Source organism: Streptomyces sp. NPDC050619 (assembly GCF_040654815.1).
Classification (GTDB): Bacteria; Actinomycetota; Actinomycetes; order Streptomycetales; family Streptomycetaceae; genus Streptomyces.
Map to the genome: position 1 here is coordinate 43626 of NZ_JBFAIR010000044.1, position 12757 is coordinate 56382.

A 12757-nucleotide genomic window follows, 5' to 3' on the forward strand; every position below is an offset into this window, starting at 1 on the left:
CACCGGACTTCTGCTGCTGCAGACACGTCCTCAACAGCCAACGGAGCTTCTCCATGCCTTTCCACGCGCTCAGCCACCGTTCAGCAGCGATGGACTTCCCCGTGCCGGACCACACAGCACGCCGGGACACGGCAGTCTCCACGGCATCGTCGGCCAGTTCCGACCGCACGGTCTAACGCGCAGACCGCCCACGATGGGCTGCGACGAGCCTGGAACACGCACCTCACCACGGTTCGGCGCAGCGCCGAAAGGACTGCCTTGCTCTCCGACCCCCTTTTCATCGCTGCCTCCATCACCGCATTCACCCTCGTCACTTGCTGCGTGGCTATTTGTGTCACCGCATGTCGGATCGTCAACGCGGCTCTTCGCAACAGCCGCTCCGCCGACCGTCCCGAAATCATCCGGGAACTCGCCAGAATTTTTCGCCATCTCCTGACGTCATGGTGGCGACGGAAGTAATAGCTGTTCCCGGTCTCCCCCCCTGCCTGCCGGACCACCTTCGGGATTCGCGTGCTCCGGCAGGCAGGGGAAAGCACCTGCGGAGATAGAGTTGAGCAGTATTGCTGACGACCTCGTCGGGGCTACGCTCCGCCGAAGCGGCAGCTCAGAGGGTCCTCCGAACTCGCCCAAGACCCTGCACGCCACCTGGGGGCACTCCTTGCTGTTCCATGCACCGGCACACGAAGTCGCCGCACGGGCCCGCGAAGGTTCGCTACCCTTCCGCTTGCGCAAGCGGTTCGTTCAGATGTACGGCTACGAACCCAGCGCATCGGAGACACACTTCTGGGAGCGGAGCTTTCCGGCGCTATCCAGCGTGCTGGTGGATGCCGGACTCGAGCAGGTCGACATGATGATCGAGTACGGGCTGCCGTTCACTTCCAAGCGGGCCGACGTGATCCTCGCCGGGGTGCACCCGGACAGCGGCCACCCCTCGTACGTCGTCATCGAGCTGAAGCAGTGGAGGAGCGCGGAGCGGGTGGACGAGGAACCACTGTTGTGTCGTATCGGTCCCAATATCCCGCCGGTGCTCAACCCGGTCGAGCAGGCCCTCCGCTACTGCGATTACCTGGCGTCCTCCAACGAGGTTCTCGCTGAGCACCCGGAGCGGATCACGGGTGCGGCCTACCTTTACAACGCGACCGACTCCGGCATCGTTGGATTGTACGCGGAGGGCCAGAGGACACACGGGCGGGTGTTCAGCGCGGAGCGCCGCAGAGACTTCATTACCTTCCTCAAGGAGATCCTGGCCCCTCAGGCCGGGGCAGCGGCGGCCGACGAGCTACTCACAGGAAACGTCCGCCCTGCGAAGCGGCTCATGGCAGTGGCCGCTGATGAGGTCCGCGAGCGAGAGCAGTTTGTGCTCCTCGACGAGCAGCGCGTCGCATACGAGGAGGTACTGCATGCGGTCCGCAGGGCACAGCACTCGGCCTCCAAGGAGGTGTTGATCGTCACTGGCGGCCCGGGGTCGGGCAAGAGCGCTATCGCGTTGGCTCTGCTCGGGGAATTCCACCGGCGTGGCCTCACTGCGCTGCACGCCACAGGATCCGCTTCGTTCACGAAGACCATGCGTAAGCTGGCTGGCGCACGCAGTCGTGAAACGCAGAGACTCTTCACGTACTTCAACAGCTTCATCAGCGCCGACCGGAACAGTGTCGATGTCCTGATCTGCGACGAAGCACACCGCATCCGCGAAACCTCCGCCAATCGCTACACTCCGGCCTCTCAACGCACAGGAAGGCCGCAGGTGGAGGAGCTGATCGATGCGGCACGGGTTGCCGTCTTCCTGCTCGACGAGCTCCAGGTCGTGCGTCCCGGTGAGCTGGGAACGGTCGACATGATCCGGACAGCTGCCGAAGCCAAGGGGCTCGAGTGTCGGATCGTATCCCTGAACAGCACTTTCCGAAGCGGTGGCAGTGACGCATATCTGCGTTGGGTGACGCAACTGCTCGACCCGCCGGAAGACGGACCAGCAGCCTGGGAACCTGACGGACTCATGGAAGTCCGAACCGCCGACTCACCCAAAGAGCTGGAAGCGTTCCTCGACCAGCAGCGGTCTCACGGATTCAGCGCGCGCATGACAGCCGGCTACTGCTGGCCGTGGTCGAACGCCAAGCCGGGGAAGCCCCTGCCGCAGGATGTAGTGATCGGCGGCTGGGCCCGCCCCTGGAACATCATGGGCGAACGGTCCGTGATGGGTGCCCCGCCCGCCGCGCTCTGGGCCACCGATCCAGCTGGTTTCGGCCAGGTCGGCTGTATCTATGCCGCGCAGGGCTTCGAGTACGACTGGAGCGGCGTGATCCTTGGGCCGGACCTGGTGTGGCGGGATGGTGAATGGATCGTCGACCGTACGGCATCGAAGGATCCTGTCTTCAGGAAGACCATCTCGGACTCTGACATACGGCAGCTGATCCTCAACACGTACAAAGTACTTCTGACCCGCGGCAGCGTCGGCACGGTCATCTATTCCACCGACGCCGAGACCCGCGTCAAGCTGCGTGAACTCATCGAGACACCGGCCGACAAGAACGTAGTTGGGCAGCGGTGACGGCGGTCGCGTCGTCCGCCGGCCCGAAGCGCACAGCGTCCAGCAAGGCGACCCAGGAGGTCCAGCCGGTCTCCAGGGCGGCGACGAAGGAGTACGGCCAGCCGGGCACGAACTGATCCGTCTTGCGGTCTCCGCGCCCGCAAACGTGGCAGAACAACCGGTCGTCGCTGGTCGGGGCGTCCGGGAGGATCCAGTTGCTGACATCCACGGCCAGCACGATGCGCCCGTCGGCCGCCTTCGGCAGCGGCAAGCCTGCCAGCGTGGGGCGCAACCGCGTCGGCTCCAGCCAGCCCCGGTCCAACGCGGCATACGGGGCCCCGTGCCCCCGTCGGTGCTCGACCGACAGGCAGAGCTCGACCAGGGTCTTCACCGACCCGTCCGCGCACAAGATCGCGTCGGTGAGCTCGAAGAGCGCATCGGCACGGCTGTACAGGCAGTCGTAGAAGTCGACCCGAAAGCGGGACAACACCCTGAATGCCTCGCCTGCGGGCGCGTCGACGGGGAGACTCATAGGCAGCCGCCGTTCTTTCGTGCTTCGTTACTCGACATCTCGAAGCGTGAAGAACGGCCGCGTCACATGCCGCCGATTTGCGGGGATCTCAGCAGGTCGAGTGACCTGGGACGTTAACGCCAAGTTCAGCCCACAAAGAGGCCGCACTGGAGGTCGAAAACCGCATGCTCCTCGAACCGCTTGCCCACAGGGCCCATGACACCTCCGCGCCGTGCCAGGATTTCGTGCCTACCCATTTGCCATCTCAGGCACAGAGGTAGCGGGACGCGACCAGCCCTTGATTGTGGATCCTGCCGGGGACTCGAACCTGCGGTCAATCGCCGACGATCTATCGATTCAGCCGGACAACCGTCTCGATCACCAGCTGCCCGCCCCCGCCCGGCGACTTCCCCCGTTCCCATGTTCTGTGCCCCCGCCGGGGGCACTCCGGAAAAGACTCCTGACCTGCAGAAATACAGGTCGGGAGTTTTTGCGTTCACGTCAAAACGCACACGGTCTTTTGACCGTTGCGGTTTTCGAGCGACGCAACGGTGTCCGCGCTCTCTTTCTGACGCGTTTCCGCAGCTCAAAGGCCATTTACCAACGGATCGTCGGCCATACACGCCGTCGAATTCCGACCGTGCCCCACACCTGAAGCCCACACAGAAACGCAAACGGTCTGGTGGGTCGTTGCCGCTTCCGCCTGAGCACCTGCTTCTCCGTTCCCGCTCAGCTCGTAATCACCGTGTGCGCGTAGCTGGTGTTCGAAGGGAGGAGAGCAGGTGTTGGGTCTGTCCGGGCTGGCAGCGGAGCCGTACGCATTCTCTCCGCCCAAGGCGTTGAACGACCAGCCATTGCAGCGGAGTTGACGGATCGCTAGAGTCGGTCCGCCAACTACCCACAGGAGGCTCCTTGACTTCATCGCTTCATACGTGGACACAGCCGGACGGCTGTTCCGGGGCGACCTAAGCCCCGCTGCGTACCGCTGGTGACCACTCGACCCAGGTCAAGTGCGTCCAGATCCAGCGGAGATAGCGAACAAGTCAATGGAGGTACCGAGTGTCGGCCAACTCGACGCAGCAGCTCGCCTGTACGCATCCCGGGCGTGATGTTGCGATCGTCAGTCTGTGTGCTGTCGTGGCTTCTCTCGTCGCGGTCATCGTGGTGATGGCCTTCCATGGCAACCCCCTCGCGACTTTCGGTGCGAGTGGCAGCGCCTTCGCTGCGGCCTTCAGCGGAGGCATGGGCGTACTGGCCCACCTCAAACGCACCGCGTAGCGACCCGGGAGGGGCGGCCTGGACCGGCTGCCCCTCAGCGGTCTTCCCTGGTCGCCACTCCCCACGGCCGGTCTGGGAGAGTTCCGGTGCTTCACGGAGGGCCGTCCTGGCAGGACCTCTCACCATGTGCGCTGGTTGTGGCAGTGGATCAGTCGGCATCCAGGCTGCCGCGCCAGCCCCGGCGCAAGAAAGACGGCTGGCTGCTGACGTCAGTCCAGTCGCCCCGGGCCGTGGCCTTCTACCACCGCCAGGACTGGACCCAGGCCACCCACCCCTCCCCCGACGGCAAGGGCATCGTCGTCTTCCTCGGCCCCCGGCACCCGGCCCGGGCCCTGGCCCTGGCCGCCCAGCCGTTGTGACCGTCCGGAAAGCGAGCGCGTGGCCCACCTGGTCACCGGCCGAATGCTGGACTACATCACCTTCGGCAGCGACTACGCCTTGATCAAGATGCTCGCCCCGAAGGCTGTCGGCGGGATCCCGCTCGGCGAGAGCCGAGCGCGCAGTACGTACGGCGTCACCGCCGTCGGCATCGAACGCCCCGGCGCCGGCTTCACGCACGCCCCGCCGAAACGGTCGTCCACCCGGGCGACGTCATCATCGTCACCGGCAAGATTCGGGCCGTGGAGACGTTGGCTGAGCTGGACCAGTGGGAGACGTGGCGGCGGCGCCGGGCACGGAAGCCAGCCGATCCACGGGATAGCAATCCAGGAATTTCTGAATCCAGGATATCCTGTATTCTCATCTGATGCTGGCCCTCGCTCCCGAGGTCGAGGTGCTCGTGCGCTTCGGCCGTGCTCTCGCTGACCCGATCCGCTGCCAACTGCTGCTGGCCCTGCGGGATGCCCCCGCCCATCCGTCCGACCTGGCCGACCGGATCGGGGTCTCGCGCACCCGGCTGTCGAACCATCTGGCCTGCCTGCGCGACTGCGGCCTGGTCGTCGCGGTCCCCGATGGCCGGCGCACCCGCTACGAACTCGCCGATCCCCGGCTCGGTCATGCGCTCGACGACCTCCGCAACGCGGTCGTGGCCGTCGAGACGGACCGCACCTGCGCCGATGCCGACGAGAAGGGCTGCTGCTGATGGCCTCCATATCCCTCGGCCCGTCCCCCGTGCGCCGCGACGCTCTGACCCGGCGCATACGACTGCTGGTCGCAGCGACGATCACTTACAACGTGATCGAGGCGATCGTCGCCATCACCGCCGGCTCCCTCGCCTCCTCCTCCGCACTGGTCGGATTCGGGCTCGACTCCGTCATCGAGGTCTCCTCCGCGGCAGCCGTCGCCTGGCAGTTCTCCGCCGCCGACCACTCCGTCCGGGACGCGCGCGAGAAGACCACCCTGCGGATCATCGCCGTGTCGTTCTTCGCGCTTGCCGCCTACGTCACCATCGACTCGATCCGCGCGCTCACCGCCACGGGCGAAGCCGAGCACTCCACCCCAGGCATCGTGCTCGCCGCTCTCTCCCTGCTGATCATGCCGTTCCTGTCCGCCGCTCAACGCCGTGCCGGCCGCGAACTCGGCTCCGCCTCCACCGTCGCGGACTCCAAGCAGACCTTGCTCTGCACCTACCTGTCCGGCGTCCTCCTGGTCGGACTGCTCGCCAACAGCCTGTTCGGCTGGTCCTGGGCGGACCCGATCGCCGCGCTCGTCATCGCGGCCGTAGCCGTCAAGGAAGGTCGCGACGCCTGGCGCGGGGACGCCTGCTGCGGACCCGTCCAGACCACGGCCTCGTCGGCGGCGAAGGACGACTCGTGCGGCTGCGGGCCCGGCTGTAGCTGCTGCTGACGGCAATCGCCGGCCCGAGGAAGAGCAGGGCGGCGAGTGCGGCGTAGCCGTAGGTCAGGGTGGCGAGCGCGGCGACGCCAGCGACGAGCAGCGGGCCGCCCGCGTCGCCGAGTTCGCGACCCAGTTCGGCGGCGCCCATGGTCTGGCCGAGGCGTTCGGGCGGGGTGCCGGCGGCCAGAGCGGCGAAGCCGAGGGGGGTGATCAGTCCGGTTCCGGCGCCGATCAGGACGGCGGCCGGGAGGATGCCGAGCAAACCGGGCAGCATGGCGCAGGCCAGGCCCGCAGCGGTGAGCAGCAGTCCCGTGAGCAGTCCGCTACGAGTGGTCAGGCGCCCCTCGTCCAGGGCGCGCCCGGCACGCGGCTGGACGAGTGCGGCGCTCGCGGCGAGCAGCGACACGGCAGCGCCGGTGGCCACCGTGCCGAGCCCGGCGACCCGGCCGGAGACCGGCAGGAATCCCACTCCGACCGACAGGGCGGCGGTAGCCGCGGCCAGAGCGGCGGTCGGGGTGAGGAACGCGGGGTCGGCCAGGCGTCGGGCCAGATCGAGCACGGTCTGCCGGACCTTGGGCAGTGGCGGTACAACGGGCACGGCGAGCGCGGCCCAGACGGCGACGACCGCTCCCAGCACCGCATGGACCGCGAACAGCAGGCGCAGACCCCCGGCCCACACCAGCACGCCGCCGAGCAGCGGGCCGAGGGTGTAGCCGATCGACTTGTAGAAGCCGTAACTGCCGAACGCCCGGCCGTGCTTGGCCGCCGGGTTCAGCTGGGCGACCAGGGCGGAGGCCGACGGGGAGAAAGCGGATGCGGCCGCGCCCTGGCCGAGGCGGGCCGCCCACAGCCAGCCCGGGCTGTCCGCTGCGACGTACATGGCGGAGGCGGCGGCGAAGGCGACCAGCCCGCCCAGCAGGACCGGCCGTGCGCCGACGCGGTCGGCGAGCGTGCCGAAGACCGGCTTGAGGACCACCTCGGCGCCGTCGTACAGCGCGAGCAGTCCGCCCAGCACCAAGAGCGAGGTGACGGCATCGTCGGAAAAGCCGCCGAGGTTCGCGGCGATTCCGTGCGCGCCGAAAGCGGTGGTGAACCCGGCCGCGTACAGCGGCCACATCTGCCGCGCCGGTGCCGCCTGAGCCTTCACATCCGTCGCCTGCGTCATCGTCGGTCGCCCTCTGGAGTCTCGTGCGGCGTCTCGTGCGGCGTCTCGTGCAGGGCGCGGAAGACACGCTCCGCGTAGTCCTCACAGGCAGCGGTGCACTCCTTCAGCCTCCCTGCGGCCTCGGCCGCCTCCGGCGCGCCGAACACATCGCGGGCGGTCAGGTCCCGGTGCCAGCGCCGCAGCCGCTCCAACGACTGCTCCTCTTCCTCCAGTTCGGCCAGGGTGAACTTGGCCGTGCGGATCTCCTTGGCGAGCTCCGCCTCGAACTTGCCGCAGTCGGCGAGGAATTCGGCCCAGTCCGCGGAACGCGCAGCGGTGAAAAGCGCCTGGAAGCGGGCAGCATCCTCGGCGCTGCGACCGGACGCGTTGAGCGTCACGGCCTGCCCATCGGCGGCCCCGGTCAGGTCGATCGCCCGCGCGATGCCGTCAGCGAAGACCGGCACGTCTGGTACGGCCCACACGCCCTGCCCGAGCGACAGCGCGCCGATCTTGCGGAGCTCACGCCAGACGGCGACCCGGTGCCGGGACGGCTCTGCTGCCAGTTTGATGATGAGGACGAGCCAGCGGCCTTCTGATGGAATGGTCGACACACTGAAAAATGTAGCACGCGTTACACGCCACGACTCCGGGCCCCGGCATCCCACCGTCGCTCGCCGCGCAACCCTTCCAGCCCGGACGGCTCGTCGATCTCGGCGACGGTCTTTCTGGCGGAGCCGGAGGCCGCACGCCGGCGCCGTATCCGGCGCTGCGGGCCAGCGAGCGGCGTCACACTGTCGAGCCGGCCCGACTTCGCGCAAGCTCCCCTGAAGGCGGCTGCAAACCCTTCAACTCCGCGATGTGTTCGGCGAGTTCGGGCGCGAGGCGCTGTATGTCCGCCAGATCCTCGCCATCGGCGGCCTCGCGGAGCTTCCTCAGGTCGGTGTCCACCGGCGCAGCGTCCGGCACCTCGTGCCGCACTCGCTCCCACGCGAGTTCCAGGGCGGTCACGTCGCCCGCGACGGCGCCCTCGTTCCCGGCCTTCGTGTCGATCGTCAACTGGCGTGTCCAGAGGGCGAGTCGGTCCTTGTCAACCGTCGGTACGGGCTCATAGCGCAGTCGCAGGTCCGTCACGTTCTGGGCGACGCGCAGCGCGGGGGCGACCGCCTGCGCACCGTCCCCGGCCTTCTCCAGGGCGACGAGGTCACGTTCCATCTGCCGCTCCAGCAGGTCCGGTACGGCGTCTGAGGCACGGTAGGCGTCCCACGCGGCGCGGACCTCGCGGACGGTGGCGGCCCCGGGCGACTCGTGGGCGGCAACGGCCACGCGCTCCAGGGCGGTCAGCCGGGCCGGCAGCGGGCCGGGCTTCGCGTCGGTGGGCACGGCGAGCGACACTGCCTCCAGGTCGCCGCCCTCGGTGCCGGTCGAGAACTCCCCGTACCCCGGCGCGAACACCTTGTCCTCGGTCGAGCCGTCCATGTGCAGCTCGCGGACGGTCAGCGCGCCCTTGATCGTGCCGTACGGTCCGTCGACGGTCTGGTCCACGGCCGGGACGGTGACCTCCTCGAAGACGACCTCCGGCAGGTTCTCGGGTCGGTAGACGTCGCCCTTCTCCGGGTCCGCCGGCATGATCATCGCGGCCGGTGCGTTGCCGCGGTCCGCCTGCCAGGTGCCCTCGGTGTCGGCGACTACCCCGTTGTCGTAGTTGAAGACGTCCTCGCCGAGCGCCCCGGATGGGCGAGGGCCACCTCGGCGTGCTGCCGGACCGTGGCGAGGGGTGAGCGCAGTTCGTGAGAGGCGTCCGAGACGAACCGCCGTTGCGCCGCCTCGGCGCGGGCGACCCGCCGCAGCGTCCGCCCCACGGCCACCCAGGTCGCGGCGGAGGCCAAGGCCAGCAGCACGGGCAGGCCGATGAGCAGCATCCGGGTGACCGTGGAGGTGGCCTCGGCGACCCCGGCGGGCGTACGGCCGTCCAGGACGGTCAGGCGCCGGTCGCCGTCCCGCGCCCCGACCGCCACCACCAGGAAGGGGTCCTCGTCGATCGGGGTGTCGACCTCGGTGCTGCCGCCGGGCCGAAGCCGGGCCAGCGCCGGAAGTCCCTCGACGTTCGAGCTCGCCGCGACGACCGTCCCCCGCTGGTCGACGACCTGCAAGAACTCCTCCTCGGGATCGGCCACGCTCACCTCGGGCACCCCTCGCCCCGCCTCGATCACCCGGGCCACCTCCTGGGCGCGGGCCCGCGCGGCGTCCCGCACGTCGTTGCTCAGCTCAACCCGCAGCCCGAGCACCAGGACGACGCCGCCGGCGACCAGCGCAAGCCCCACCGCCAGGGCGGCGATCACCGTGGCCCGGACGCGCACCGCCCGCAAGCGCCGCCGCTCACCCGCCATCCGGCACCAACCGATACCCGTGCCCGCGCACGGTCCGCAGCGAGTCACGCCCGAAGGGACGATCGACCTTGTTGCGCAGGCGCCGCACATACACCTCGACGATGTTCGGATCGCCCTCGAAGTCGTCGCCCCACACATGGTCGAGGATCGTCCGCTTGCTCACGGCCTCGCCCGTCCGCCGCATCAGGAACTCCAGCACAGCCAACTCCCGCGCCGTCACCTCGACCTGCCGCCCGGCCCGGGCCACCGTGCGCGCGGCCGGATCCAGCCGCAGGTCGCCCACCGCGAGCACCGCGGGCCGCTCGCGCGCCTCCCGCCGCAGCAGCACCCGCAGCCGGGCCAGCAGCACCGCGTACGAGACCGGCTTGGTGAGGTAGTCGTCGGCGCCCGTGTCCAGGCCCTCGATCTCGTCCCACTCGCCCTCCTTGGCGGTGAGCATGAGGATCGGCGTCCAGTCACCCTCGCCGCGCAGCGACCGGCAGACCCGGTAGCCGTTCAGCTTCGGCAGCATGATGTCCAGGACGATCGCGTCGTACGCGTTCTCGCGCGCCATCCACAGTCCGTCGACCCCGTCGAGCGCGACGTCCACAGCGAAGCCCTCAGCCTCCAGCCCGTCCCTGAGCCCGGCCGCGAACCGCTCCTCGTCCTCGACGACCAGCACCCGCATACGGCCCACGCTACGGGAGCCGGTGGCGGTGACAAACGGAAGCGGCCGCATGGCCGACCCGAGCCGCCGCCCCCATCGACGCGGCCGATTCGTCCTCGCGCCCGGCCCGACTGCCGCCGATCACCATGCCGCGGGCAACGGCCAACTCCTGGAGCCTGCCTTACGCCGCACCGGGCGGCGAGCGCGGTCCGATGCGGCGCGCAGGATCAGTCCTTGTCATTCGCCTTGTCCCCGCTGTCCACCTTGCTGCCGAGGACCTTGAAGTCCTTGTCGAGGTGCACGTCGGCCTGCTTGCCGTTGCCAAGCGTGACCTCGACCTCGTAGTAGCCCTCCTCGTCGCCGACCTCGGTGTCCGTGACCCTGCCTCCTCCGGTGTGGGCGAGTGCCGCGGCGCTCGCCTTCTCCAGCGCGGGTCCCGAGATGGATGCCTCGGTGTCATCCCCACCGGTCGCGGATACCGCGATGCCGGTACCGCCGCCGATGAGGGCGGCCGAGAGCACGGCCCCGACGATCCACTTACTCTTGCGCTTCATGCCGCATCCTCTCGCCGCGGCCCCCGGCCGCTGGGCGCGGCCGAGCTGACTGCCTCATGGTGCGACAGACCCGCTGAACAGCGGCTGAACGAATCTGAACGAGGTGTCAGTCTCCAAGGCATGTCACAGTGCTTTGCGCCGGACCAGCACGCCGGGCGCCACCCGCTGCTGAACAACAGCGACGGCACCGTGTGCGGGCGGACAGCTATGCGCCCGGTCACCGCGACGAACGGTCAGCTCCAGGCGGTCCCGGCCCTCTGCACCCGCCGACCGGTCGGCGATGCGGGCGGCCCGCCGGATCAGTTGGCGCCCTCGGGCCCGCCGGTCAGCGCGACCGCGACCCGCTCCCCGTCTCCCCGGCGGGCAGGGCAGCGGCGGTGTCCGGTCGCCGGACGAGCTTCGCATGCAGTCCGTGGCGCGGTACTGGCTCGGCTGTTGTCTGATCGTCCGCGCAACAGTGGTTCGATGGCACCGCCGACGCCGGGCGTTCCACATGCCTGGCGCCCTGAAGGGGAGGGCCGGCGCTGCCCGATCAGGCAACGGCGGGCTGTCCGGCTCCCCGGAGCGTCAGGGCGTGGTGGTAGCGGCGCAGCAGGAGCATGGCGGTGGCGGCGAGGCCGGTGAGGAGGCCGAGCCAGACGCCGACCGTCTCCAGGCCGGCGAGGTGGCCGAAGAGCCAGGCGGCGGGCAGTCCGATCAGCCAGTAGCCGACCAGGGTGATGCGGAAGCCGCTCTTGGTGTCGTCCAGGCCGCGCAGCAGGCCGACGCCGATGTTCTGGGTGCAGTCGAAGAACTGCAGGACGGCCGCGACCAGCAACAGGTTCGTGGCGATGTCGGTCGCGCTGTGCCCGTCGGCGGACGACGGGTCGAGGAAGGGGCGCAGCACCAGGCCGGGGACGGTGAGGTAGACGACGCCGACCACGGCCATCACGGCCGCCGCGCACGCCAGCGCCGTGTTCTTGATGCGCCGGGCCGCGTCGATCCGGTCCAGGGCGAGTTCGCGGCTGACGTTGAGGGACGCTGCGTGCGACAGGCCGACCGCGATCTGGAAGACGATGTAGATCAGCTGGTTGACGGCGGTGTGCGCGGCCAGCGCGGCGCTGCCGAAGGTGCCGATCAGCAGGGCGACGACGGAGAAGAAGCCCGCTTCGGAACCGTAGGTCGCGGCGATCGGCACGCCCAGGCCGGTCAGGCGGCGCAGGGTGGCCGGGCGCGCCTTCCAGATCCGGACGTCCAGTAGTGGGGCGAGCCGGGGGTCGCGGCGGGCCGAGGCGTACAGGGCTACGCAGGTGAGGGCGTACACCAGCGTGGTGGCGAGGCCGATGCCCGGCAGGCCCAGCTCCGGCAGGATCCACGTGCCATGGATCAGGCCCCAGTTGAGTGCCACGTTGACGGCCACCGAGGCGATGGTGATCTGGAGCAGGGCCTGCGGCCGGCGCATGCCCACGGTGAACTGGCGTATCGCCTGGAACCAGAGGCAGGGGATCAGGCCGGGCGCGAGGGTGAGCAGCACCGGCCAGGCGGTGTCGACGACGTCCGGGTCCTGGCCGAGGTAGGTGACGGCCCGGCCGATCAGCAGGATGACGAGGGCGCCGACGACGCCGGCCAGGGTGGCCAGCGCCAGTGCGGCGCGGACCACGTCCCGGACCTCCTCCTGCGCCGCCTCGGTGAGTTCCTCGTCTTCGTCGGCGCGGGCGGAGGCGGCGGAGACCTGGTTGCCGACGGCGGTGACGAGGCCGACGCCCATGGTGCGCAGCTGGTTGAAGATGACCATGGCCAGGCCGCCGCCGGCCAGCGCCTCGGCGCCCATGACGCCCATCATCACCGTGTCGGTGGTGGTGAGGGCGACCTGAGCGAGCTGGGTCAGGACGAGCGGTACGGCCAGGGTCGCCAGGGCGCGGCTGTCCCGGAGCAGTGTGGTGAGCGGTGTTGGCATA

General features: G+C 69.3%; 11 protein-coding genes and 2 pseudogenes. 5 read left to right on the top strand and 8 right to left on the bottom strand.

Annotation, left to right across the window (positions count from 1 at the left end; all coding sequences use genetic code 11):
- Nucleotides 1-658 precede the first annotated feature (658 nt).
- Complete coding sequence (locus tag AB0I77_RS45265) at nt 659-2545, top strand: DUF2075 domain-containing protein (RefSeq protein WP_363288753.1); 1887 nt, start codon at nt 659-661, stop codon at nt 2543-2545.
- On the opposite strand, the pseudogene AB0I77_RS45270 reads toward AB0I77_RS45265, so the two are convergent.
- Nucleotides 2526-3056 (bottom strand): annotated as a pseudogene (locus AB0I77_RS45270) (transposase); the annotation flags it as partial. The gene AB0I77_RS45265 and the pseudogene AB0I77_RS45270 sit on opposite strands and share 20 nt — an antisense overlap.
- A 1038-nt stretch (nt 3057-4094) precedes the next feature.
- On the opposite strand from AB0I77_RS45270, the gene AB0I77_RS45275 reads away from it, so the two are divergent.
- The 4 genes and pseudogenes from AB0I77_RS45275 (at nt 4095) to AB0I77_RS45290 (ending at nt 6098) form a co-directional block, all read left to right on the top strand.
- Entirely contained in the window at nt 4095-4313 is a 219-nt protein-coding gene (locus AB0I77_RS45275; RefSeq protein WP_363288754.1) for a hypothetical protein, read from the top strand.
- A gap of 197 nt (nt 4314-4510) precedes the next feature.
- Nucleotides 4511-4672 (top strand): annotated as a pseudogene (locus AB0I77_RS45280) (GNAT family N-acetyltransferase); the annotation flags it as partial.
- A gap of 386 nt (nt 4673-5058) precedes the next feature.
- Entirely contained in the window at nt 5059-5394 is a 336-nt protein-coding gene (locus AB0I77_RS45285; RefSeq protein WP_363288755.1) for a metalloregulator ArsR/SmtB family transcription factor, read from the top strand.
- Nucleotides 5394-6098 carry a cation transporter gene (locus AB0I77_RS45290; RefSeq protein WP_363288756.1) on the top strand — a complete coding sequence of 235 codons (705 nt, stop codon included), beginning with the start codon at nt 5394-5396 and terminating at the stop codon, nt 6096-6098. The genes AB0I77_RS45285 and AB0I77_RS45290 overlap by 1 nt, the downstream gene beginning before the upstream one ends.
- Here AB0I77_RS45290 and AB0I77_RS45295 read toward each other — a convergent pair.
- The 7 genes from AB0I77_RS45295 to AB0I77_RS45325 form a co-directional block, all read right to left on the bottom strand.
- Complete coding sequence (locus AB0I77_RS45295) at nt 5980-7206, bottom strand: MFS transporter (protein WP_363288794.1); 1227 nt, start codon at nt 7204-7206, stop codon at nt 5980-5982. The two genes, AB0I77_RS45290 and AB0I77_RS45295, sit on opposite strands and share 119 nt — an antisense overlap.
- 44 nt (nt 7207-7250) lie before the next feature.
- Nucleotides 7251-7844, bottom strand: coding sequence for a Chromate resistance protein ChrB (locus AB0I77_RS45300; protein WP_363288757.1), 594 nt, complete (start codon nt 7842-7844; stop codon nt 7251-7253).
- Nucleotides 7845-8019: 175 nt separating this feature from the next.
- Complete coding sequence (locus AB0I77_RS45305; RefSeq protein WP_363288758.1) at nt 8020-8865, bottom strand: hypothetical protein; 846 nt, start codon at nt 8863-8865, stop codon at nt 8020-8022.
- 53 nt (nt 8866-8918) lie between these two features.
- Nucleotides 8919-9620: a hypothetical protein gene (locus AB0I77_RS45310; RefSeq protein ID WP_363288759.1), complete on the bottom strand. Its 702-nt coding sequence runs from the start codon at nt 9618-9620 to the stop codon at nt 8919-8921.
- The gene (locus tag AB0I77_RS45315; protein ID WP_363288760.1) at nt 9610-10287 is read right to left on the bottom strand and encodes a response regulator transcription factor; all 678 of its coding nucleotides are present in this window, start codon (nt 10285-10287) and stop codon (nt 9610-9612) included. The genes AB0I77_RS45310 and AB0I77_RS45315 overlap by 11 nt, the downstream gene beginning before the upstream one ends.
- Nucleotides 10288-10493: 206 nt before the next feature.
- Entirely contained in the window at nt 10494-10820 is a 327-nt protein-coding gene (locus tag AB0I77_RS45320) for a hypothetical protein (RefSeq protein ID WP_363288761.1), read from the bottom strand.
- Between the two features lie 532 nt (nt 10821-11352).
- Nucleotides 11353-12756, bottom strand: a complete 1404-nt coding sequence (locus AB0I77_RS45325; protein ID WP_363288762.1) for an MATE family efflux transporter — start codon at nt 12754-12756, stop codon at nt 11353-11355.
- Nucleotide 12757: the final 1 nt, after the last annotated feature.

Bases quoted from the DNA above. Each gene is read 5' to 3' on its own strand.
- AB0I77_RS45285 (WP_363288755.1), top strand. From the start codon at position 5,059: ATGCTGGCCCTCGCTCCCGAGGTCGAGGTGCTCGTGCGCTTCGGCCGT.
- AB0I77_RS45290 (WP_363288756.1), top strand. From the start codon at position 5,394: ATGGCCTCCATATCCCTCGGCCCGTCCCCCGTGCGCCGCGACGCTCTG.
- AB0I77_RS45295 (WP_363288794.1), bottom strand. From the start codon at position 7,206: ATGTGGCCGCTGTACGCGGCCGGGTTCACCACCGCTTTCGGCGCGCAC.
- AB0I77_RS45305 (WP_363288758.1), bottom strand. From the start codon at position 8,865: ATGATCATGCCGGCGGACCCGGAGAAGGGCGACGTCTACCGACCCGAG.
- AB0I77_RS45310 (WP_363288759.1), bottom strand. From the start codon at position 9,620: ATGGCGGGTGAGCGGCGGCGCTTGCGGGCGGTGCGCGTCCGGGCCACG.
- AB0I77_RS45315 (WP_363288760.1), bottom strand. From the start codon at position 10,287: ATGCGGGTGCTGGTCGTCGAGGACGAGGAGCGGTTCGCGGCCGGGCTC.
- AB0I77_RS45320 (WP_363288761.1), bottom strand. From the start codon at position 10,820: ATGAAGCGCAAGAGTAAGTGGATCGTCGGGGCCGTGCTCTCGGCCGCC.
- AB0I77_RS45325 (WP_363288762.1), bottom strand. From the start codon at position 12,756: ATGCCAACACCGCTCACCACACTGCTCCGGGACAGCCGCGCCCTGGCG.